The organism is Flavobacterium sp. (genome assembly GCF_043722275.1).
Lineage (GTDB): Bacteria > Bacteroidota > Bacteroidia > Flavobacteriales > Flavobacteriaceae > Flavobacterium.
The window spans coordinates 1-23,086 of the sequence record NZ_JAYSPC010000152.1; the positions used below are offsets into that span (position 1 = coordinate 1).

Genomic DNA, 23,086 nt, shown 5'->3' on the forward strand with positions numbered 1-23,086 from the left:
GACCGAAGCCAATATGCTGATGCAGTAGAAGAAAACAACAAACGCTATCATGCAAATGCGCAGTTGTACCGCAAGCGACAAGAAATCAACGAGCATATCTTTGGAACTATCAAACGGCAATGGGGATACAATCACACCAACTTAACGGGATTAGAGAAAGTAAACGGAGAACATAATTTGATTATGCTAGTTTACAATATCAAACGCAGTATCAATATACTCGGGGTTCCTGATCTGATTGCCAAACTCCAAAAATGGAACTCACCCTACAAGGCAAAAGTCTTGCTTTTGCTAAAAATGGGTTATTTAAAGCTAAATACAACGCGCGATTTTTATTCAATGAAATTTGCAGCGTAAAAAAAGAGCCTTCTCAGAAGGCTTTATTTGAATTGCAGGAGTGTAAAATTTGAGGATTTTGAGAAAAAAGAGAGGTTTTTTCACAGCCTGACGTTCCCGCGCTACAAGCAGTTTGGGATTAAATTAAGCCCATTATTCGGATTTGCCAAATCTTCCAAATACAAAACCATATTTAAATTAAGACTAATACCCAAATTGCTTGTAGCGTGTGTCATGGGCAGCTTTATTTGTCAAGTCGTATCATTACAAATTTAGCTTTATGTTAATTTTTAATCAATACTATTTTCCTTAATCTTTTTTCTATGCTTTAAGCCAAATCCTATTAACGATTCAAGTACAGGCTGTGTTTCGATAGCGTGCTTGGTAAGAGCATAAGAAACCGTAACTGGTTTTGTATTGTTTACAGTACGAGTAACAAGTAGATTTTGCTCCAATTCTTGAAGTTCTTTCGATAATACTTCGGGAGTAATTCCAACTGCTGTTTCCATAATATCTTTGAATCGCATTGTCCCATAAAAATGTAAATTCTGAAGAATATAAAATTTCCACTTGCCACTCAATAGCTCAATAGCGTCTTTCAGAGCCAAAATTTTCTCTTTGTGATTTTCTTCGCCTTGTCTGCAAATAGTATCTTCCATAAAAATAGTTACTTTCTTAAAGGTAATCTATAGCAAAAGTATAGTTTATATACGCCAATTTTGCATAAATATTAAAAAGTTATAACAATGAAAGTATTACGAATTATTTCAAGCCCACGAGGCGAAGCCTCATTAACTATTAAATTAGGCAATGCAATTGTAAATAAAATCAAACTTAAATACCCTGATAGTATTGTAAAGGAGCGGAATTTGACTAAAAGTCCATTCCCTCATTTAGATGAATTGCTCATCAATTCATTCTTTACTCCGATTGAAAAGCTTTCAAATGAACAGGTAGAAGCACTTAAATATTCTGATGAAGCAATTGCAGAATTGCAGGAAGCAGACATTGTAGTGATTGATACGCCAATGTACAATTTTACTATAACTTCTACCTTAAAAGCTTATCTCGACCATATTGTAAGAAGAAACGTTACATTTCAAAGTAATGACGATATAACAGAGGGGTTTTTTAAAAACAAAAAAGTATATCTCGCTTTTTCATCAGCCGGTGTTTATACAGAAGGCGCATTACAGTCTTGGGATTTTGTAGTGCCACTTATGAGGGCTGTTTTAAGCTGGATTGGAATGGATGATGTTACTGTCGTTCGTATAGAAGGTATTCGTTATAAGGGTATTAAAGAAACAGCTTTTGAAAAAGGAATTGAAAGCATTGTTATTGATTAATAATAAAACATAAGAATTACGAAATATATCTCAATAACTTGTCAGATTAGGGAAAAACAGTTGCTATGGCATGTTGTAATCAATAGTGAGAGTTTCAATAATTAGTTCATCTTTTGTTATTATGTCAATTAATTCATTTCTATATTCCATTGCTAAATACAACTTACTATTTGTTTTACTAAATTTTTGAGTTCTCCATTGTTATTTAAAAGAACAGTTAACGGTTGTGGACTTGGCGAAGGTGAGGAACTCAAAGTCTAAATATTCAATTTAGCACAAAAATCCATTTTTGCCAAACCCTTGCTGTTAGCGTTATGTTATTCTATAATCATTCATTATTGTTTTAATTACTCCCAAGGCAGGACATGTATATTGTGCCACCTACTTTTAAAACTTTCTGTCATTGTTAAATAATTATCCTTTGTCATTGTTAATTTATTAGGTCGAACAATCATATCAAAAGCATCATCAAGTCCATAAGGTTCAAAAATTTCAAATTTGTTTGATGTCCTTCTTACTCCAATTGCAAATGCAGACAACCAAGTTTCAATACCGTCTTCTGTTCTGTTAAATTTGTCAATAATATTTCCAAATTTTTTAAGATACCATTCGTAAACATATGCTTGGTTTGTAATATCGAGTTTGAACTTATGTGTTACTATTTTTTCAATATTCGTCTGATGTGATTTTTCTAATAATCTATCTTCGGTGTCAGAGTAGTAAACAATATCAAAATCTTTCACCTTTTCAAGGTTAGGTCTGCCAAGTATGTTATTCCATATTAATTGAGTTATTGCTCCGCCGGCTAAATAAAAGTCTGTTAAGCCATAATCATTACATTTGTTTAATGTGTCAATGATTTCTGGGCAATTGTCTAAATATGAAATCAGTTCTTTTTTTCGGTCTGTCATTATTACTTTGAATTTGCTATCTAAAATCAGTCATTACATATTTTATGGTAGTGCCCGACAAAACAACTACTAACTAGTTCTATACCACCTTTAAATAGCTTAAATCATTCCCTACCAGGCTGGCTTTGTATCATAAAGTGACTTTTTACTTCCGCTAATACAGAACTATTTTTATCACAAATAGTAAAATTGAGCTAATTCAAGATGGGTTTTATCACATATGCTTTATTAAAACATAATTTAGTTTGGAAAAGGGAGGCTTTTTCAATGAACTAATTTTACATTTTCTTCATTGTTTTCTTTTAGATAAAAAGCAATAAAAGTCATAGCTATTTCTTTTGAGGCGTTGTCAAAATGCAAAATGTTTACATTTTTTGGTTCATAAAATGAATCGCCTTCTTCTAAAATTATTGCGTCTTGTCCTTCTATTTGAAAAAAAATGCTTCCTGATTTGACGTAGCCAACAACAGGACAAGGATGCACGTGTTTGGGAGCGGTTTTTCCTGCAGGGAAAGTGATTTCTTGAATTTCCACTGCTTTAACTTTTTGGTTAATTAAAGCCGGTTGAAGGTTTTTTCGAGTAATTTCATTTTGTTGAGCCATAATACTTGATAGAGTTATCGAAAGAATAAATGTTAAAACTATTTTCATTGTTATTCTATTTGTTGTGTTTATAATAAAGAGTCTTGTTTCTATACATTATACATTAAACAGAACTTCATCTATCTATACTAAAGTAGGTGGACATACGAAGTTCTGTTTTACTTTATTTTTTTTTATGAATAAAAAAGCCATCATTTATGACGGCTATTCAAATAATAAATTCTGAAAAACCTAAAGAGATAAAATACATTTCAAAAACCATCGACAAAGGTATTAAAATCGATGTTGCCCATAACGTCTTGCTAATAGGTGATGTAGCGTTTAAAATTTTGGTTGTCGCTACTTGCTTTTCTTTTTAGGTTCAGGATTTACTTTTTCAAAGTCTATAGAGAAAATAACAGCTGTAATTTTCCATTCGTCCTTAATTTTCACCAAGTGCCAACTTTCCTTACCCCAATTAATTTTTTTGTTCTTTTCCCAAAAGCTATAATCAAATGAAACTGTCGCAATGCTTTCGTCATTGTCAATTTTGATATTGTAAAACTTTTCTTCGTCTGTCCCAAGGTCTGAAATACTTCGATAAAAACTTTTGTAATTGCTTATAAAATAATTCTTTTTTGTGCTGTCATTACTTATTCTGTCTTGCTGTGTTTTAGCTTTAAAAACTCCAACCCAAACGACTGGGTCGGAATTAAAAAGATTATAGAATTTTATGCTATCCTTTTTAACAAGGCAGGTCATAAAAGTATTTATTACTTGTTTTATATCGGCTTTGTGGGTTGTACCTTTGTTTTGTCCAAATGCACAGCTTATTGTAAATGTCGCTATAAGTATTATTAAAATTCCTTTCATTATTTATTCTATTTATCTTGTTAAACGATTGTCTCTATGCTTGCAGGTAACGTTTTGCAGCTTGCAGAAGTGGCGGATAAAGCAAGCTTAAACTTTCGGTTAAACACTGACTTTGCAAGTACAAAACCAACTTCAAATTAAGCCCAAAACCCGCCATTTTTGCAAACTGCTGTTAGCCGTTCGTTGTTTAATGATTTTGTTGTTCAATAAACTAAATTACCATTGATTTATTGCAATAAGTTGATTTTTCAAAATCTCTTATATTTATTGATATTATTGGAACTTCTAGAAACATCATTTTAAGTTTTCCTATAATAGCTTTTGAAAGATTACTTTTTTGATTTGTATTTCTACCTTCCATTATGTTTGCGAAAATATGTATAAAATCATCTTTTGAATTTCCAATATTATAATATTTGTATGAATTAATCCTCACTTTAATATCTCCTTTATCAAAAGTTCAGTCGATTCTGCCGAATTATATACTTCTTGCATTATTTCTTCAGGAGATTTCAATTTTAGTATATTTTCGGAACAATCAATAACAAAATGGGGCATAAATTATTTTTTTTGGCTAGATTTTTTTTTTCGTCACAATGACGGCTAACGTCCTGCTGCTTTGAGATGGTGTGTCTTCGTAACCTTTCAATTTTCGGCTTTGCAGGAAATATGATGCGAAACGGTAATTCCACTAAATCACACACTAGCTCAAAACGGCTGTTGGTGGCTGGTGTTGTTATTTCGTTGCTATGAAAATTTCAACTTCTGAATTTTCTCCATTTTGCGATTTCTCTCCATAAACTTCAAAATCATAGCTATATTTTCTGTCTAATTCTTTGTCCTTCTGCCAAATATCAACCCAAGTAGTAACAACAGCATTTGGCATTTCGCCTTTTGCAATGAATTTTTGAAAATTTTCAGCTTGAAATTCACGTCCGATTAATCCGTTTGGAATTTCGTCCATAGTTGATACTGGAATACCAATTATTGTCGTGTAATCTTCAGTAAAGTCACTTTTGTAGTCAGTATAAATCGCTATAATTTCATTAGAAATCTTGTTAGGAATTTTGTTTAATAAATTTTCCGAATAAAATTGTTCCCAAAGATTTCCCAAATCTTGTTGAGCTTGATTGTCTTTGTTTGTCGTTTGGGTTGAAATTCCGATTATTTTAAATCCGTTTGTCATTTTACTTTTCGTTTTTTGTAATTCTTTCAACAGTTATAATTCTGTAGGTGTTTGAATTTATTGTTATTTTGATATTATGTTCAATGCTTGAAATAAAAAGTTTTTACAGACTTTCTGAAAATGAATTTCTTGTGTTCTTTTTATTAAGTCAAAAAGCATTTTCTACTTAAATCTTTAATTAAGTCAAATAAATACATTCTTGTCTTTATTAATCTCTCAATTTCTCTTTTCATCATAATTCTCTTTACTTTTTAAAGTTGTTTTTGCCTGTAAAATTTTATTTTTTTATTTGCTTTTAGTGGTTTTTAGTCTGTATAATGAGCAAACATTTTATTCACTTTTCCATTTTCATTAAAAAACATAACTTCTATTGCATTTTTATTTAGAACGGATTTGTAATACAATGCAACCGAATTCACACCTGATGTAACTTCATAAAGTTCAAAATAAAGGTCGGGTATTTTTTCCAATGCTTTTCTCCAATAATCAGCAACTAATGCTTTTCCTTTCAATGTGCCGGTATCTATACCTAGAGCCAATTTTATCATTGGAGTTGTGATTTCAATATCATCAGAGTAATGAGAAAGGATATCCTCAAGATTATGGGAATTCCAAGAATTTATCCATTCTTTAGCAAATGTTTGTGCATTCATTTTTTTTATTTTATTAATTCTTTTTTATTCCAGTTCATTACAATTTATAGTTTCTCCTGCCTTAATTATGTGAATTTTATTGTTAGTATAATCTTTTGTTAGTTTTAAAAATTCGTCTGGAGTTTGTGTATGATCTGAAAATGTACAATAATGGAAGGGTATAATGTGTTTTGTATTTAAGAGTTTTACTGCATAAGATGCTTCCAATGCCCCCATCATTGAACGATCGCCAATTGGAATTACTGCAATGTTCGGTTTGTATATTTCACTAATTAGTTTCATATCTCCAAAAACACAAGTATCACCTGCAAAATATATCGTTGTGTTATCAGACATACGAACAATAAATCCGTTACTTGCATGAGGAAAAGTAATTGTTTTGGAGGTTTCATAAATATGTGAATTATGAAATGCTAATACCATACTAACCTTGACATCAAGAATATTTATTGTTCCTCCATAGTTCATTGCTTCAAATAAAGCTTCAGGAACATCTTGCTCAATCAAATAGCGTCTGCAAATATTGTTTGAGATAATTTTAGGATTTGTCTTATTGATTATGTCCTTAATGTGGATGTCTAAATGGTCTTCGTGTCCATGCGTTACTAACATTAAATCAATGACATTTTGATTTTCTAAACCTGTTGGGATGTAAGGATTATTAATTAACCAAGGGTCAATAATAATTATCTTATTCTCAGGTGTTGTTATTTTAAAAGTAGCATGTCCAAGTAGTTGTATCTTTGTTTTAATTTCTCTCATTATTTATTGTACTTAAATTAACTTAATTTTACTTTCTTTATATACTATTTTCAAATACAGTAGAACAATATGATCCGAGCAGATCTTTATAAATATTGATATTTCTGCTAAAATTACCCCATTTTTTTTTAAGACTTGTTAAATTAATGTACCTCAGTCTTAATCCAGCCGGAATATCTATTAAGGTCTTTCAAAATTTGAGTAAATAGATTTGAAATCGGGAAAAGATTTAATTTTATATAATAACCTGTAAATTCTCTTAATATTGAATATAACGATATATCATAAAAAACAACGCTAAGATTGCTTAGTTATTGAATGCGATAATACTGTAAATAATTTTCTGCGAATCTTTGATCAAATAATTAGTCACCAACACATCTGATACATTACCAAAATAAAATGCTTCATTTTAGCAGAAACCTTTGGACTAAAATAGATTTGCTTAACCATCCTCTATCTCTATTCCCTTACTTTTCAGGTATTCTCTTTCTTTAAACTAAGTGTCGTAAAACAAAGACAACGTTTTTAGATTGGGAAGCTGTTCTACATCTGTAAAGGTATTTCTGCGTAATTATTTAATGAAATCAAATTTATCAGTAAATAATTTTCCCACGATAGGAACTGGAATCTCCTGCTCGTTATTTGCATTAATGATCCCCAAAATCCATAATACCAAAACACCAAGATTTACCAGACTTAAAATAGAGGCTAATGTTGGCACTGCAACTGCAATTATTGTTAATACGACTGCAATTACTATTCCCAGAATTGCGATTCCTAATCCTTGTTTCAAATGAAATCTGGTAAGAGAATCTTTAACCGTTAATTTGTTGTAGTTAACGTAAGCAATAATCCATCCGATAATTGTGATATACGAAATAATGGATAGCGTTCTTTTGTTCATGATTTATGATTTTAAATTCAGTTCAAAAGTAGTTGCGGGAGGGTTGAGAAAGATAAATCTTGTATATACTTACTATCTACAGCCGGGAATCGGGTATCTATTTTGTATCTACAAGATTTTATGCAGGGAGGCACTAGCTCTTCTTAGACTTGGTATCACTAGACCGAACCAATGTAGTCGTCCAGATCAATATCCCGGTCAAGATTTAGTTTCTGCTTGATACGGTAACGTGCCATACGCATACTCTGTGTTTCAATATTCATGTGGCCGGCTATTTCCTTAGTACTCATTCCAAGCTTTATGTAACCACAGTATTTAAAATCCAGTTTAGTGAGTGTTCCTGACGCTTTTTCCTGTAACGCTGAAAAAAAGGCAGGATTTGTATTTTCCAGACTTGTTTTTAGCAATTCAAATTCTTCATCGACCTCCATACTTTTGTCGATTGTTTTCGAAATGTTTTTTATTTCTGCAGGTTTTCCAGAATTTATTATTTGAAGTCTGCTTTTAATATCTTTCAGAACATCGTTTTTCTTTTCCAGCTGCAGGTTATTAGTCATTAATTCCTGTTGCAATTTAATATTTGCCTGTTCTTTCATTATTTTTTCATTAACAGCAATCTGGAGTTCTTTCTCTTTTAGTTCTGATTCCAGCAAGGCAATGCGGGCTTCTTCTTCTTTTATTTTAGACAAAAATGCAGCTTCTTCATTTGCTTTCTTTAGCAGAAGATTGGCCTTTAAGTATGATTTCTGTCTGAAGTAGTAGGAACGAAGCATAAAAAGCAATGTAAAAAAAACAAAGACAACGAGGGCGATGTACAGATAATTTACTTTTTTGTTTGTCTCAAGATTTTCTTTCAGCAATTTAATTTCCTGTGATTTTTTTTCAGTTTCAAAACGCATTGAAGCATTGTACTCCTTTACTCTGTTTTCTTTTTCAATCCGTACTCTCAATGCCTGATCATACAGGGCGAAATATTTTCTGTAGGCTGGAAAATCATTTTTTAATTCGGCCAGATCCATATAATTTTTATATAAAAGTGCGTAATATCTGGAATTAATGGCAGGATTTTCAGCTATCTGCTGTTCTACTTTTTTGAGTACTTTTTCAATATTAGCAATATCATTAAGATTGGTATAATACTGCGCCTGCTGACCGTACATTACCATAAGCTGGATTGGAACATCTAATTTGAGACAAACTTCTTCTGTCTTTTTTAAATAATTTAAAGTCTCTTGTGGCCGTGAGTCAAAAAAATGATACAGGTAAAGGTTGCTCAGGTTTAGACAGGTCCTTCCATAGGACAAATTTAAATTGCCTTTTATATTCTCACTTTCAAAAATTGCAATGGCCCTTAAATAATACGTTTCTGCTTTCTGCAGCATTTTTATGTTTGCAGGTGATTTTTGCTCGGCACTCCTTACCAGAAAAAGAGCCCAACTGGTCAGGCCGTTTGCAATATTTACCGGATTCCGGCTTTCATAAGCTAAATCAAGAGCCTTTTTATTATACTTTTCACAGTATTTCAGATCATTATTATCAATGAAAATGGAGCCCAGATTCTCATAACCGTTAACCAGTTTGTCATAGCGTATTTTCTTTTTTTCAAAATAAGCGAGCGATTTGAGCATGTAATAAATATACTTGTCCTTGATGCCAATTTTTTCATATTTGTATGCAATGGCATAATGGCCATAAGCAAGGGCCAGTTCATCTTTGGATGTCAGGGCCGCTGTATAACTCGAATCGGCATACTTAATTAGTTTGGGGACATTATCCAGATATCGGGCCACATCAGCAACCGCTTCATACGCAATGGCCTCTCTGCCCGGTGAATTTTCACTGCGTGCTATTTGCAATGCCTGATCAGCAAAATCGTATGCTTTTATACTATCTGTTTTTTTATAAATACAGCTGAGTCGGCATAAATAAACTTCTCTTTTTTCAGGAATTAATTCTTTACGCTTTAGCAGTTCCAGCAGTTCCAGCAATTCCTGTTTTGTTTCCTGTCCGTAGGTTTGGCTTACACTAAAAAAAGCTAAAAGGGTTACGAAAAGGATTTTAAATAATGTAATTCTGTTTGTAGTCATTTTAACGGTTTCGCTGTGGTAAATGTTTTTAACTGCTGAATAAATAAAATAAGTAGATTAAGAAGATCAAAGATATATAAATAGAAGTGTAAAAAAGAGGTGTAACAAAATCGCAAATCATCTGAAAATGTTATTCGGTAAAGATTTATCAAAAATCTATTTACAAATACTTTTTTAAGAAGTATTAATAAAAAAACAAGCTAAAAAATCGAGTCCTGATTTTTGAAGCGGCTATTTTTTTTAAGTTTTTTTTGATATTTACTTTCTTACTGAATTAAATAGGTTCATTGATCTTGTTTTCCAAAATATAATTTGATGGGGTTTTACCTAAATTCTTTTTAAACATAAAAATAAAGGCACTGGTATTTTCATATCCCAAATCAAAAGCTATTTCTTTTATGGATTTTTTTTCTCCTAATCTTTTTATGGCTTCCAATAATTTTAATCGAATTCTCCAATCGCTAAAATTCATTCCCAATTCCTTAATAAACAATCTTGATAATGTTCTGCTGCTCATACAAGACTGCTCAGCATAATAATCTATTGTGTATTTAGTTGATATGTCATTTAGTAGAAGAGAAATAACATTTTTTAATTGTACATGATTGCTTGTGGGTAAAAAAGTTGAACTTGGTTCAATTAAAGCCAGCTCATCTAAAAACACGTCCATGATTTTTCTTTGTGACGGGTTAACATCTTTGTCGTGCTTAAAAGAGACAATTTTAAAAACAAGTTGCTTTAAAAATGTAGAGATATCGAATGAGAAACTACTAGTTGGTAGATTTTTTGTAAATGAAGGGTCAATAAATACGCTATATAAATTTACATTCTGCTGAAAAGAAACCTGATGGTCCAATTCTTCAGGAATCCATAATCCTTGTAGTGGATTAACAACCCAAATCTGACTTTTTACTACAATATTCATGACGCCACTTGTTGCGTAAATCAGTTGAGCTCGCGGATGTGAATGTGAGGAACAAATAGCGTTTGTGACTAGTTTAGTATAACCTACAACAGGTAAAAAGGGATCTACGTGATATCCATAATCAACGACTAAATGTGTCTGATATTCCTTATTCATTGTCCAAATGTAGTGATTTCGACACTGTATTTTAATTTCATCTTTGAAAAAAAATAAAATTAAGAATATTAACATTTAAGAAAATTAAAAAACAAACCTATGATCACTAGTAAAAATTCACCTGAAACGATTCAGAAAACAATTTATTCTATTCTTTTTATAATTAGTTTTTCACATTTTATAAATGATTTGCTACAAGCCGTTATACCTTCTGTTTATCCATTATTTAAAGAAAAATTTAATTTAACTTTCGGTCAAATTGGTATGATAACTTTTACATATCAGCTAACTGCGTCTATTTTACAGCCCTTTGTAGGTATTTATACGGATAAAAAGTCTAAACCTTATTCTTTAATTATAGGGATGAGTTTTACATTACTTGGATTACTTGTCGCCTCCATTGCTTCCAATCTTACTTATTTACTGTTAGCTGTAAGTTTGATTGGTATTGGTTCTTCTATTTTTCATCCCGAATCTTTCAGGGTAGCACATTTAGCTTCTGGAGGTAAAAAGGGTTTGGCGCAATCAATCTACCAGTTGGGCGGTAGTGCGGGCAGTGCTATTGGACCTTTATTGGCAGCTTTGATTATTGTTCCAAATGGGCAATCATCTGTAGTGTGGTTTTGTCTTATTGCTTTAATTGGAATTTTCGCTTTATATAAAATTGCAATTTGGTATAGCAGACATTTAGAAACTAAAAGGCAAAATAAGGATTTACTTAATGAAGTTTTTATCCATAAACTATCAAAAAAGAAAATTGCTTATTCATTGATAATTTTGTTAGTTTTAATCTTCAGTAAATATTTTTATTTAGCAAGTATTACGAGCTATTACACATTTTTTTTAATAGATAAGTTTAATGTTTCTATTCAGGTTTCACAAATTTACTTGTTTGCTTTTCTAGGCGCAGTTGCGGCAGGAACATTATTGGGAGGCACATTAGGAGATAAATTTGGAAGAAAATATGTGATCTGGGTTTCTATTTTAGGTGTTGCTCCTTTTACTCTTATGTTGCCTTACGTTTCTTTGTTTTGGGTAGGTATCTTATCTGTAATTATTGGTTTGATTATCTCTTCTGCATTTTCAGCCATTTTAGTATATGCAACAGAATTATTGCCAGGAAAAGTTGGTGTCGTAGCAGGTGTATTCTTTGGATTTGCCTTTGGAATGGGAGGTCTGGGATCTGCTATTTTGGGAAAACTTGCAGATTTGACAAGTATAAGCTATATTTTTAAAATCTGTGCTTTTTTACCTTTAATTGGGTTAGCAGCTGGTTTCCTGCCTAATATTGAAAGTAAAAAATAACGCATAATTTTCATGATCTCAAATTGATTGGTGAAAAACACTAAAATTAACCGTTTATTTTTAGTCTAAAGTTACTCTAAATAGACGGTTAATTTTTTAAGGAGTTTATTGCGACCGTTAATGTAACGTGAAGCGGAATGCCTAAAAACTCAAAAAATATTAAGCAACAATGTCATTTAAAGCCTGAAATAAATTGAGCGGATATTCAGCAATCCTATTGCATAAATACAAATACCATTCTTTACCGTAAACAAAGTATAATTTGGTATTGTAACCTTGTTCTTTTAATCGCGCCAGTTGTTCTTTTTGAATGCCATACAAACTTTCAAATTCATACGCACCCGGGTTTGTGTTGTATTTTTGAAGCATGGCAACCACTTCTTTCTGAATGACGTCATGTCTATAATCTAATTGGTATTCCGCTTGCGGCCGGTATTTTATACCCAATAAATGGATTTTTACTAAACCCAATGATAGCCGGAGCAGCAATGGCTTTAAGCAGTGTAAGTGTAGTAAGCAACAGCTTGCGTTTGAAATGGAAAAAATAATTGCGGGAGAACGATAAACCAACCAACATGAAACTAAATAAATTTATGATGGCAATAGTGGCTCCTACAGCGCTATTTGCTTCATCATGTAAAAATGATAATGACAAATACAAAGATGCTCACAAGGAGAACAATAGCGTTGAACAGCATCAAATTGAGTATGAAGGTGTACAGAAAGACACACTAAAAAAAATAAACCAATACGAAAATGAACTAGGTCAGGCACTGGATAAAAACGGAAAATTTATTACAGGTTGCCCGTCACACAAAGAGATGATAGGCTCAAAAGGCGACAAATGCCCTAAATGCGTTTATATGACAATGATACCTATAACATGACCACTTGTGGGAATAGATAAAGTAAGGGTAACAAGGTTATCTGACTATAATCCTCCTGTTGAAGATTAGTTGTAGAAAACTCCTTGATGCGTTTGCCAGACGGCGGTTTCATATTTTTTTGGCCGCCGTTTTTTATTTTTCTAATGGCTCTAATCCTATAATCAGTAAATATTATAAATCAAATTAGGAATAGCAATATACAATAACGCCCTACTATAAGGAAATTTGTATAACAAAATAAAAAAAATAAAGAATACATCACTAATATCAGTTTTATGACATTATTAATCAAAGGAATGGTTTTTGAACGCTTAGATGATTTAAAAGATTATATCTCGACAAAAATTGATTTGGAGCAAAATCGGATCTTTAAAACATTAACCATTATAACCATGTGCATTTCATTACCCATGCTCGTTGCAGGAGTTTATGGAATGAACTTTAAAAATATGCCCGAACAGGAGTGGGAGTACGGTTATTTATGCCATCGCATTGATAATTATTTGTTTCATTGCACCATTGATTTGGTTTAAAAAGAAAAAGTGGATGCGGTAAAAAACAGACCTATTTGTTTTTTACCTGTCTTAAATAATTAGTTCAAAGAAAAAGAGGCTGTCTCAAAAGGGCAGCCTCTCTTTTTAGTCTAAAACAAATAAATAACAAGATTTATCTTGTTATTTATTTGTTTTATTGCGCTGATTTACATATATTTATGGTGTAATAAAAAGATATATGGCATCACAAACCCCTTCTTTTAAGGCCTATCACCAGGAGCAAATCATGCTTTTGCCCCCTTCTTTAGATGAACTGGTCCCACAAGGTCATCCTGTTCGAGTAGTAAATGAAGTAATTGATAAAATTAATATCAATACACTCTTAAATGCATACGCTAGTAAAGGATGTTCGAGTTATCATCCAAAAATGTTACTCAAAGTATTAATTTATGGCTATGTCAGTAACATTTATAGCAGCCGAAAATTAGAAGTCTCCTGCAAAGAAAACATCTGCTTTATGTGGCTCACTGGAATGAATTTTCCAGACCACAACACCATTAACAGATTTAGAGGAGTTAGACTAAAAGAAGCTTTACGCAGTGTTTTTGAAGAAGTGGTAAAACTTCTAGCAGACGAAGGTTTACGATAAAATAATTGTATGTCGTTTAATTTTATGAGTAGTGATACAAGACATAATTTTATTCATATCCTGCGTGTTAACTTCTGCTAAATCAGTAATAAAGTCTTTAAATATATCGTTCATAAGAAGAATTCCTTTTTATACGCTTAAATAAAAACTGAACTAAATGTAAGCGATTTATTAACCTTTAAATATACGACAAAATTAATAAGGGGCTGTTTTGACAGCATCTTTCGTGTAAAATAATATTTCGAAGTAATGTGATTCTCTTTTGAGTTAACTCTGCTTTTTATTGAGTTAATATAATCAATTATAATAATAGATTTTTGTAGAAGTTAAAGTACCTGACATTAATTCATATAAATGCATTTTAAATTTCTATTTTTTTTTTGATTTTATTTTCATTTAAAGCAAATTCGCAAATTCTTGAAGAAAAGAAAAATTTTCTTGCAGCTGATTCACTGTTGAAAGAATCTAGTTTTTCTGTTCACAGAGATAATTATTTTTTATATCAGGAGTGCCAATAAATACAGATATCACCCTCAATAATGCGGATGTTAAATATCAGGTAAGTTTTAAACTTAGATTAAAATCAAAGCCTTTATGGGGTGAATTTTTTTCTTATTTGATATACCCCCAGAAATCCTTTTGGGATATTTACGCAAACTCGAAACTATTTGCAGAAATTAATTTTAATCCCGGAATAGCCATTGTTCGTCCATTTTACTTAAAAGGCGGAAGACTGACATGGGGAACAATCTCGTTAGAAAACGAATCAAATGGAAGGGATTCTATTTATTGCAGAACATGGAATATGCTTGCCTTTTCATTAAAGTCACAGATTTCTCCACGATGGACGGTAGGAATTAGAGGATGGTTTCCGATTGTTGACAAAGAAGATAATCCTGAACTTACTAAATATTTTGGCTACGGAGAAGCGAGTGCAACCTATCAAATACAACCATGGCGATGGAGCGCAGATGTTATTTTTAGAAAGGGAAGTGGCCTTATCAATTACGGATCTTTACAGACACAAATAAACTGGAAACCATACAGGGATGAAAATTATTATCTCACACTTCAATGGTTTGTTGGTTACACTGAAAGTTTGATTGATTATCAGGAACATAAAAGTATGCTGCGTCTGGGATTTGTAATCAAACCTGAAAATATGGGTATTTTTTAAATAACTTTTATTTTTTTACCGTTATATTGTCAATAGTAACAGAATAATTTTTGTTTTGATTTGAAATAAATTTAACTTTTTGAATCTTGGGACGAAACAATCATATAATTAATTTTTATTAAAATATGGTTTTCATATATTTTTTGTTGCTGTCTGCTTTTTTTTCCTGAATTGAAATTTTCGCTTATCATATAATTTTTTACGAACTGGCTTTTTCTGGCTCCTAAACAATAATACCAGTTTCCCATTTCAGAGCTAATAAAAATAACAGCTTCATCCATTTTCATTATTTTTTTTGTGGCAGACACAGGACTCATCCTATAAATCAAATTATTTGATGTATCAAAAGTATAACGAACGTTTGCGGTAATAATTATATCATAAAGGCAGTATAAAAAAGGATAAGACAAGACAATATAAAGTGCAAAAAAGAACGTTTTATCTAGCATTTCTCTAAACAAAGTCAATATAATTCCGGTTGCTACAATGATTAATAAAAGCCTTTTAGATGATTGTTGCAAAGGTTTCATTGGTTGAAAAGAGAATGAATTAGACGTTTCTACAATATTATATTTTTCTTGTATGTCCATTACTATCCAGTATTTCATCTATTTCATTTGCCAGATTTTGCATTGCCTTGGCTGTAAAGCCCTGCGATACTGTAGCACCTTTTTCTTTTTCGCCTTTGCGATAATAAATGTTGAGGTAAGTATTGGTAGTAATTAAATACTGTCTGACTCTTACCAGTTCAAAGTTTTGAATATTATTTAAAGGAATAACAGCAGCGGGAGCAATTAAGGCGCTTTTGATACTAATTTCATTTTTATCAATATCTATAATGACATGTTTTAATAAAACAGAAATTAAAAAAAGTACAGCCAGAATACCAAAAAACCAGGCTATTCCATTTTTGTTGTTCACGATCCCAACAATTGCAATACCGCTAAGTAAAAGTGTGACAATCAATCCAAAACCATATTGTTTTTTCATTACATATTTATTGCCTTCTTTTGTGAAATATTTAAGTTGTGTCATTATATATTTTTCTATAGTTTAAGCTTTTGATTTTATTCAGATAAATTCATTGAAATACAATGTGAATCAACACTAGCTTATCATACCATTAAAGTTGTGCTTTTTTTACTGACAGATTGATTCCTATTTTAATTCAAAAATAAGCATCTATTTATAAATAAAAACAATTAAGGCATCTACTAACCATCTACAACTATTATTTTAGATATCTATTTTTCATCTACAAGAATTATATCAAATGGCAAAATGCTTACATCAGATTGATGATTTACTTTATAAAATGGTGAGATTATTTATTCGATATCTAAGGCATTGTTGTTCGCAATCCCCCAGCTGATTCCCAGAAACGAAACCAAATTATCTGTCTTTTCAAAATTTTTACCAAAGCCTCCGGTAATTGAAAATCTTTCATTGATTTTATATTTTAGATTGCCTACTGATCTGTAATTGTCTTTTTGATTAGTTCTGTTTATATATTCGTAATCAATGGCAAAATCATTAAATTGTAATTCAACTTTGGCGCCCATATCAAAATTCTTTTCTTTTTTATAGGATAAAAGAGTGTATCATAACTCATTTCATCAGTTAAATAGCGGGAGTATTGATAAATGTTAAGAATTATTATTTAGTTTACTTAATTTAAAATTTGCATTTAGTGTAAGCCACGCTCCATATCTTCAAACTTTCCGTATTTAAATTCATTTTCGTCAAAAAAATGATCGTAAGCTGTGGCAATATCGACAGTAAATATTGGTTTTGTAGCTTCTAAAGTATCAACTGCAGCATAAATGTCTGTAGTTAGTTTTTTATATTCTTCTAATTTGGATAATTTATTAATCTGATCTAAATTCCATTGATTGTACTCCGCTGTTCCTGATTCATACGGATTTTGGTCAAGGGTTAATTGTTGATCTGTTATTTTCTTAAATCTTCCCAATTTTAAAAGTAACTTATCAATAGATTCCTGTCTTTCTTTTCTGTTTACTGTCAAAAGATTGGTTCGTATTCCAACAGATACATTCTGAATTGTATCTTTTTTACTGAAGCTAATGAAAACGAAAGATTCTTACAAGGCTTAGAATGGCTTTTTTTATTTTCCTTAATCACATAATCAGTTAAATTTCTTCCTTTGTTGGCAAATACCCAATAAGGTGTAAATTCCAAAGCATAATCAGTAGGGAAACCGCTGTTCCCTGAACTTATACTATTAATTAAGCTCAGTGTAAAAGCCTGATTATTAGAAGGATTGCTGATGATAGTTGGAGAATAATCAAATATAGTAAATGCAGGAGCATTCGGTAACTCCAAATCAGTAATTTGAATGGGTGTTTGCTTCTTGCGAAAAGAGTTTCAAAGTAACTAAAAGAAGCATTATAATTGATTTCGTTTTCATTTGATTTCAATTATTTTGGTTACTAACAGGATGGTTTTATACTCTGAAATAATGATTTCTTCTTTCACACACTTGTATATTTTGCTGACAAGAAAACTTCCGGGTTCGTCATCGTCTTCAACCAGATGATAATGAATTTTTAATTTTTCTATGAAATCCTCAATATCTTTTACTTTTTGTAAATCAAAGTAGGTGATGATAATTATTCTGTATTTATCTTTAAAATCAATTGTTTTTCCAACTTCAAAAAAATTGATATTGCCATCGCCGGGATTAGAATCATTTATAGTGGTCTTTTTCCATGTTCCAATTTCTTCTTTCACTACTCAGGTTCTCGATAAATATTTATAGTCAAAATTAACTTCTAAAAATAATTTTGATTTTTCGGCTTCTTTGGTTTCGAAAGTTTCCATGATATTGAAATAAAATTTTACATAATTTTTATACAGAATAAAATTATACAAATACTTTAAATCCAGTAGCATATACATAAATTTATTTTTAATATATCAAAAACAAGAACCTGCAAATGCAAATTTGCAGGTTCTTTAAATCATATTACAGAAATGTCTATTTGATCAAATCAAAACTTCTTTTTACGAAAGCTGTAAGTTCTTCACCTTTCAATAAGTTCTGAGATAATTTAGCTAAATCCAGAGCTTGTTTCACTAAACTTTCCTGAGTTGACTTATCTTCGGTATTCAAAATATTAGCAGTCAAATCAGAATTGGTATTCACAACCAGATTATACATTTCTGGCGTATTGCCCATTCCAAACATTCCGCCGCCGCCCGATTGGCTCATGTCTTTCATTCTTCTCATGAATTCAGGCTGTGTGATAATGAATGGAGCTGCCTGACTGTCTAAAGCTTCCAGTTGAACTGAATAGGCTTTCGGAATATAAGGTTCTAGTGAAGTTTTCAAACTTTCTTTTTCTTCATCAGATAATGTAGAAATAGTGTTTCATCTTTTTTGATCAAGTTATCAATATTATCAGAATCCACACGAACAAAAGTTACATCTTTATTATCACCTTCAATTTTTTGAATCAAATGATAATTGGAGAGTCTAAAAGGAATACTTCGTAACCTTTTTCTTTTGCTGTTTGAATATAAGAATGCTGTGCATCTTTATTTGCGGCATATAGAACCACCAATTTTCTGTCTTTATCAGTTTGATTGTCTTTTATTTTTCCTTTAATTCTTTCAAAGTAAAATAAGTATCATCTACTGTAGGATATAAGACGAATGCGCCTGCTTTTTCGCAGAATTTATCTTCAGAAAGCATTCCGTATTTTAAAACAATTTTAATGTCGTTCCATTTAGATTCAAAATCAGCACGGTTTTCATTAAACAAAGCTTTTAATTTATCAGCTACTTTACGAGTGATGTAGTTAGAGATTTTCTTAACTGCTCCGTCAGCCTGTAAACCTGAACACGATACATTTAAAGGAATATCCGGAGAATCAATTACACCTTTTAGCATCGTTAAAAATTCAGGTACAATTCCTTCTACATTATCAGTAACATAAACCTGGTTTTGATACAATTGAATTTTATCTTTCTGGATTTGCATATCAGATCCTAATTTTGGAAAATACAAGATACCAGTAAGGTTAAAAGGATAATCTACATTTAAGTGAATATGGAACAAAGGCTCTTCGAATTGCATTGGATACAATTCTCTGTAGAAGTTTTTGTAATCAGCATCAGATAATTCAGTTGGCTGTTTTGTCCAGCCCGGATTAGGATTATTGATGATGTTGTCAACTTCAACTTCTGTAAAAATATTGCCAACGTATTCATTATCAAATTCTTAATCTTTCTTTTGCTCTATTTTTTCTGTCTTAGTTCCGAATTTAATTGGAATAGCTTCGTAGTGATTGATTTTGCTGAAATCCTACTTTTCAATCTCTCAGATGCGACAGAACCTATCTAAAAGCTTTTAAATAATTATTAGGTCAGTGATTTAAGAATATTAAAAAAAATACTGACGGCTTTTTTTTCGTAGACTTCATTCAGGGAAATAATTATGGCGGTTCTTGTCATGTTTTTTCCTGTAATTGGAATAGTAAATAGGTCTTTTTCGCTGGCTACTGTTGTTTGGGCGAGAATAGTATGCCAATTTCCAGTTTTTACAAGCTCCAGTAATGTTGGAATGTCATTTATTTCTATGGCTACACTTACGTTTAGTTTATTCTTTACAAAGCTATCATTAATAAATTGTGTGGTACTGTAACCTCTTGAGGGGAGTATTAACGGAAGTTTACTAATCTCATTTAGAGTTATACTGGTTTTTCCTCGTAAGGCAGATTTAGAAGAGGTAACCAAAGTCATTGGAGAGCTAAATAATTTCTGGTACTTAAAATGATTCTTCGAAGGAATTTCTTCAAAAGTAAGAATGAAATCCAATTCAAAGTGACTCAGTTTTTCTAGCAGTTCTTTTGAAGTTCCAAATACAATCTCAAATTTAATCTTTGGAAATCTAGAAGTAAATTCAACTAGAGATTTTGTCAGCACATACCGCAAGGCATAAGTTACTCCAAGTATAATTTTTCCAGTTTCAAGATCGTTTAAGTCTTTAAGCAGTTGAAATCCGTCTTTGGCCTTATTGATACTCTGTAAGGCATATACTGAGAATAATTCACCTGCTTCTGTGATTGTAATTCGTTTACCTATGCGGTTAAAAAGTGGAATTTTTAATTCGTTTTCGAGTTGCTTAATTTGTTTTGATAGTGTACTTTGGCTAATATGTAGACTGTTTGCTGCCTCAGTAAAGTTGAGTAATTCTTTTGCTTTGAGAAAATATTTTAGTTGTCTGAGTTCCATTGTAAATCGGTTTTATCGATTGATGTTATAGAAAAATAACGTTTTGCGAATATAGTAATAATGCTGAAGTTTGCAGTTCTAAAATCATTGAAACATTTTTACTACAATTATTATGAATATTTTCAGATCTTTAAAATACAGAAATTTTAAATTGTTTTTTTACGGACAATCCATCTCTCTTATAGGAACCTGGATGCAGAAAACGGCAGTTAGCTGGTTGGTTTATCGATTAACGGGTTCTGCTTTATTATTGGGTGTAGTCACTTTTGTAAGTTTGATCCCTTCTTTGGTTTTATCACCTTATGCCGGGAGTTATATTGATAGACATAACCGATTTAAGGTTATGATAAACAGTCAGATTATTTCAATGGTTCAGGCAGGAGCTTTGGCAGCTATGCTTTATTTCAAATTCTACAGTATAACGGGAATTATAATATTGAGTCTTGTGCAGGGAATTATTAATTCTTTTGATGTTATCTGCCGTCAAACACTGATGATCGAAATGGTAGATAAAGTTGAAGACTTGCCTAATGCGATTGCCTTAAATTCGATTATGATGAATTTAGCTAGGGTAGTTGGACCAGCTTTAGCCGGAATTGTATTGAGTACTTTAGATGAAAACTTTTGTTTTATAAGTAATTTTGTTAGCTATATACCAGTCTTGATATGTCTTTATATGATGCGAATGAAAATTACAGTTAATATAAAGCCACAAAATAGTTTGTGGGTTGAATTAAAAGAGGGTTTTCAGTACATTTCTACTGAGAAAGATTTAATGAGTCTTATTCTTCTTCTGGCTGTTAGTAGCTTAGTGGTGCTTCCTTTTACTACTCTAATGCCAATTTTCGCAAAAGATCTCTTTCATGGTACAGCAAAAACGTTTAGTCTTTTTGAAAGTGCTATGGGTTTTGGTTCTATATTAAGTGCTGTATATTTGGCTAATCTAAAGTCTAACAAATATTTAATCACGACGATTGTGGTTTCAAGTTTTCTTTTTGGAGGAAGTGTCTTTTTGTTATCGCTTTCAAATGTTTTACTTATTGCATTATTTTTTATGACAATAAGCGGAATCGGCATGATGGCCCAGTTGGCAGCAATTAACACTTACATCCAGGCAAATGCTGCACCTCATATGAGAGGAAGAGTGATTAGTTATTATATAATGGCTTATCAAGGGGTTCTGCCCATTGGAAGTCTATTAATAGGATTTCTTGCAGAGATATTAGGCCCGAAGAAGGCTGTGGCCATTGAGGGAGTAATAGGTATTTTGTCAATTGTAATATTTTTATATTACAAGAAAAACATTATTGCCAAAAATAAACCATCAGAAATGGCTGAATTAAGAACTTAAAATTATAGTACATGAAAATAGAGCGTTTAAAACCTTTTGACGGGGAACATTGTGAAACGACTGCAACAGGAACATTGTTGAGACAGCTTGATATTGAACTTTCTGAACCAATGCTTTTTGGTTTAGGAGAAGGAATTGGATTTATTTTTTGGAATATGAAATCTATGAATTTTCCATTCATTGGTGGTCGAGTGAAACCGGATATTTTAACTGAAAATATTGCAAGAAACTTAAATCTTAAATTGACTATAAAAGAAACGTCATCCGTTCAAAAGGCTTGGGACAACGTTAAAAAACTAGTTGACAATGGACAAGTAGTTGGTTTAAAATTAGATTGTTTTTATCTTCAATATTTTTCAAAATCTTTTCATTTTGCAGGACATTATGTCGCACTTTATGGCTATGACCATGAAAATGCTTTTTTAGTAGATACAAAACAACAAGGAGGACAAGTTAAAACCTCTTTGGAAAGTTTAGCATTAGCAAGAGCCGAAAAAGGGACAATGTCTTCCAAAAATTTGTATTATATTTTGGATAAGACATATGAAAATTTTGAGCTAAAAACCGCAATAGTTACTGCAATTAAAAATAACGCAACCGAATATTTAAATCCGCCAATAAAGAACATTGGCTATAAAGGGATTCTAAAAACAAGCTCTGAAATAATCAAATGGTTCAAAACAAGTAAAAACATTGAAACTGATTTTAAGACAACTGCAATGCTTATGGAAAAAGCTGGTACTGGCGGAGCACTATTCAGGAATTTGTACCGGGACTTTTTGAAAGAAAGTTACGAGATACTCAAACTTGAGAAACTAGAAACAGGACACAAAATGTTTATCGAAATTGCAGAACTTTGGACTATAGTATCTCACTTATTTGAAACTGTGAGTCGGACAAAAGATATTCAATATATTCTGCAAGCATCTGATATTTTAAAAAAAATATCAGAAAAAGAGAAAAAAGCAATGGAAACATTAATGACACTATAGTCAATTTCTTTTATGTAAGTCTAGTACTGGCGTAATAAGAATTAGAGTTAATAAATATTTGGTAGAGATTGCTTAAAGCCGGCGGGACATTGGGCGTCATTTTGCAAAAAAAAACCAATACAAAATGAATTTTGAATTATCAACAATCTCCGGAAATAGTAGAAGTTCAATTTGGGCGTTCTAAGCTAAGCGGTGCAGAATTTTTCGAAAAATTTATTCCTACTGTTGGTTTGCTGATGGGTCAGATCTTA

Annotated in this window: 26 protein-coding genes and 2 pseudogenes; 9 read left to right on the forward strand and 19 right to left on the reverse strand. The window is 31.6% G+C overall.

Features of this window, described 5'->3' with window-relative positions:
* The coding region (locus ACHZDT_RS18215) for a transposase (protein ID WP_394776102.1) at nucleotides 1-357 on the forward strand (357 nt) is incomplete at its 5' end.
* Between the two features lie 269 nt (nucleotides 358-626).
* Here ACHZDT_RS18215 and ACHZDT_RS18220 read toward each other — a convergent pair.
* Entirely contained in the window at nucleotides 627-995 is a 369-nt protein-coding gene (locus tag ACHZDT_RS18220) for a winged helix-turn-helix transcriptional regulator (RefSeq protein WP_394776104.1), read from the reverse strand.
* A gap of 87 nt (nucleotides 996-1,082) precedes the next feature.
* On the opposite strand from ACHZDT_RS18220, the gene ACHZDT_RS18225 reads away from it, so the two are divergent.
* Complete coding sequence (locus ACHZDT_RS18225; protein ID WP_394776105.1) at nucleotides 1,083-1,682, forward strand: FMN-dependent NADH-azoreductase; 600 nt, start codon at nucleotides 1,083-1,085, stop codon at nucleotides 1,680-1,682.
* Between the two features lie 347 nt (nucleotides 1,683-2,029).
* Here the strand turns inward: ACHZDT_RS18225 and ACHZDT_RS18230 are convergent, their stop codons facing one another.
* From ACHZDT_RS18230 to ACHZDT_RS18270, 9 genes are all read right to left on the reverse strand, one after another.
* The gene (locus ACHZDT_RS18230) at nucleotides 2,030-2,593 is read right to left on the reverse strand and encodes a nucleotidyltransferase family protein (protein WP_394776106.1); all 564 of its coding nucleotides are present in this window, start codon (nucleotides 2,591-2,593) and stop codon (nucleotides 2,030-2,032) included.
* A 264-nt stretch (nucleotides 2,594-2,857) separates the two neighbouring features.
* The gene (locus ACHZDT_RS18235; protein WP_394776107.1) at nucleotides 2,858-3,244 is read right to left on the reverse strand and encodes a cupin domain-containing protein; all 387 of its coding nucleotides are present in this window, start codon (nucleotides 3,242-3,244) and stop codon (nucleotides 2,858-2,860) included.
* Between the two features lie 291 nt (nucleotides 3,245-3,535).
* Nucleotides 3,536-4,048 (reverse strand): hypothetical protein, encoded by a 513-nt coding sequence (locus ACHZDT_RS18240; RefSeq protein ID WP_394776109.1) that lies wholly within the window; start codon nucleotides 4,046-4,048, stop codon nucleotides 3,536-3,538.
* Between the two features lie 736 nt (nucleotides 4,049-4,784).
* Nucleotides 4,785-5,234, reverse strand: a complete 450-nt coding sequence (locus tag ACHZDT_RS18245) for a GyrI-like domain-containing protein (RefSeq protein ID WP_394776110.1) — start codon at nucleotides 5,232-5,234, stop codon at nucleotides 4,785-4,787.
* A 305-nt stretch (nucleotides 5,235-5,539) separates the two neighbouring features.
* A complete protein-coding gene (locus ACHZDT_RS18250) occupies nucleotides 5,540-5,887 on the reverse strand; it encodes a nuclear transport factor 2 family protein (protein ID WP_394776111.1) in 348 nt (115 codons plus the stop codon).
* A gap of 24 nt (nucleotides 5,888-5,911) precedes the next feature.
* Nucleotides 5,912-6,649, reverse strand: a complete 738-nt coding sequence (locus tag ACHZDT_RS18255) for a metal-dependent hydrolase (protein WP_394776112.1) — start codon at nucleotides 6,647-6,649, stop codon at nucleotides 5,912-5,914.
* 574 nt (nucleotides 6,650-7,223) lie between these two features.
* Nucleotides 7,224-7,556: a DUF4870 domain-containing protein gene (locus tag ACHZDT_RS18260; protein WP_394776113.1), complete on the reverse strand. Its 333-nt coding sequence runs from the start codon at nucleotides 7,554-7,556 to the stop codon at nucleotides 7,224-7,226.
* Nucleotides 7,557-7,714: 158 nt separating this feature from the next.
* Entirely contained in the window at nucleotides 7,715-9,643 is a 1,929-nt protein-coding gene (locus ACHZDT_RS18265) for a hypothetical protein (protein ID WP_394776114.1), read from the reverse strand.
* Nucleotides 9,644-9,917: 274 nt separating this feature from the next.
* Nucleotides 9,918-10,724, reverse strand: a complete 807-nt coding sequence (locus ACHZDT_RS18270; RefSeq protein ID WP_394776115.1) for an AraC family transcriptional regulator — start codon at nucleotides 10,722-10,724, stop codon at nucleotides 9,918-9,920.
* Between the two features lie 99 nt (nucleotides 10,725-10,823).
* On the opposite strand from ACHZDT_RS18270, the gene ACHZDT_RS18275 reads away from it, so the two are divergent.
* The gene (locus ACHZDT_RS18275; RefSeq protein WP_394776116.1) at nucleotides 10,824-12,029 is read left to right on the forward strand and encodes an MFS transporter; all 1,206 of its coding nucleotides are present in this window, start codon (nucleotides 10,824-10,826) and stop codon (nucleotides 12,027-12,029) included.
* 159 nt (nucleotides 12,030-12,188) lie between these two features.
* On the opposite strand, the gene ACHZDT_RS18280 is transcribed toward ACHZDT_RS18275, so the two are convergent.
* The gene (locus tag ACHZDT_RS18280; RefSeq protein ID WP_394776117.1) at nucleotides 12,189-12,476 is read right to left on the reverse strand and encodes a hypothetical protein; all 288 of its coding nucleotides are present in this window, start codon (nucleotides 12,474-12,476) and stop codon (nucleotides 12,189-12,191) included.
* 146 nt (nucleotides 12,477-12,622) lie between these two features.
* Between ACHZDT_RS18280 and ACHZDT_RS18285 the strand changes: the two genes are divergently transcribed.
* From ACHZDT_RS18285 to ACHZDT_RS18300, 4 genes and pseudogenes are all read left to right on the forward strand, one after another.
* A complete protein-coding gene (locus ACHZDT_RS18285; protein WP_394776118.1) occupies nucleotides 12,623-12,916 on the forward strand; it encodes a hypothetical protein in 294 nt (97 codons plus the stop codon).
* A 275-nt stretch (nucleotides 12,917-13,191) separates the two neighbouring features.
* The gene (locus ACHZDT_RS18290) at nucleotides 13,192-13,449 is read left to right on the forward strand and encodes a CorA family divalent cation transporter (protein WP_394776119.1); all 258 of its coding nucleotides are present in this window, start codon (nucleotides 13,192-13,194) and stop codon (nucleotides 13,447-13,449) included.
* A gap of 199 nt (nucleotides 13,450-13,648) precedes the next feature.
* Nucleotides 13,649-14,053 (forward strand): annotated as a pseudogene (locus ACHZDT_RS18295) (transposase); the annotation flags it as partial.
* 514 nt (nucleotides 14,054-14,567) lie between these two features.
* Entirely contained in the window at nucleotides 14,568-15,236 is a 669-nt protein-coding gene (locus tag ACHZDT_RS18300; protein WP_394776120.1) for a phospholipase A, read from the forward strand.
* A gap of 71 nt (nucleotides 15,237-15,307) precedes the next feature.
* On the opposite strand, the gene ACHZDT_RS18305 is transcribed toward ACHZDT_RS18300, so the two are convergent.
* From ACHZDT_RS18305 to ACHZDT_RS18340, 8 genes and pseudogenes are all read right to left on the reverse strand, one after another.
* Complete coding sequence (locus tag ACHZDT_RS18305; RefSeq protein ID WP_394776121.1) at nucleotides 15,308-15,844, reverse strand: hypothetical protein; 537 nt, start codon at nucleotides 15,842-15,844, stop codon at nucleotides 15,308-15,310.
* Nucleotides 15,804-16,271 carry a hypothetical protein gene (locus ACHZDT_RS18310; protein WP_394776122.1) on the reverse strand — a complete coding sequence of 156 codons (468 nt, stop codon included), beginning with the start codon at nucleotides 16,269-16,271 and terminating at the stop codon, nucleotides 15,804-15,806. Before ACHZDT_RS18310 ends, ACHZDT_RS18305 begins: the two co-directional genes overlap by 41 nt.
* Nucleotides 16,272-16,564: 293 nt before the next feature.
* Nucleotides 16,565-16,798 (reverse strand): hypothetical protein, encoded by a 234-nt coding sequence (locus tag ACHZDT_RS18315; protein WP_394776123.1) that lies wholly within the window; start codon nucleotides 16,796-16,798, stop codon nucleotides 16,565-16,567.
* Between the two features lie 125 nt (nucleotides 16,799-16,923).
* A complete protein-coding gene (locus tag ACHZDT_RS18320) occupies nucleotides 16,924-17,262 on the reverse strand; it encodes a hypothetical protein (protein WP_394776124.1) in 339 nt (112 codons plus the stop codon).
* Nucleotides 17,259-17,579 (reverse strand): hypothetical protein, encoded by a 321-nt coding sequence (locus ACHZDT_RS18325; RefSeq protein WP_394776125.1) that lies wholly within the window; start codon nucleotides 17,577-17,579, stop codon nucleotides 17,259-17,261. Before ACHZDT_RS18325 ends, ACHZDT_RS18320 begins: the two co-directional genes overlap by 4 nt.
* 81 nt (nucleotides 17,580-17,660) lie before the next feature.
* Entirely contained in the window at nucleotides 17,661-17,987 is a 327-nt protein-coding gene (locus ACHZDT_RS18330) for a hypothetical protein (protein WP_394776126.1), read from the reverse strand.
* Nucleotides 17,988-18,234: 247 nt separating this feature from the next.
* A pseudogene (locus ACHZDT_RS18335) lies at nucleotides 18,235-19,539 on the reverse strand (molecular chaperone HtpG); the annotation flags it as partial.
* An 80-nt stretch (nucleotides 19,540-19,619) separates the two neighbouring features.
* Nucleotides 19,620-20,492 carry a LysR substrate-binding domain-containing protein gene (locus tag ACHZDT_RS18340; RefSeq protein WP_394776127.1) on the reverse strand — a complete coding sequence of 291 codons (873 nt, stop codon included), beginning with the start codon at nucleotides 20,490-20,492 and terminating at the stop codon, nucleotides 19,620-19,622.
* Between the two features lie 112 nt (nucleotides 20,493-20,604).
* Between ACHZDT_RS18340 and ACHZDT_RS18345 the strand changes: the two genes are divergently transcribed.
* Together ACHZDT_RS18345 and ACHZDT_RS18350 are read left to right on the forward strand one after the other, a co-directional pair.
* Entirely contained in the window at nucleotides 20,605-21,843 is a 1,239-nt protein-coding gene (locus ACHZDT_RS18345) for an MFS transporter (protein ID WP_394776128.1), read from the forward strand.
* 11 nt (nucleotides 21,844-21,854) lie between these two features.
* Complete coding sequence (locus tag ACHZDT_RS18350; protein ID WP_394776129.1) at nucleotides 21,855-22,835, forward strand: BtrH N-terminal domain-containing protein; 981 nt, start codon at nucleotides 21,855-21,857, stop codon at nucleotides 22,833-22,835.
* Nucleotides 22,836-23,086 lie beyond the last annotated feature (251 nt).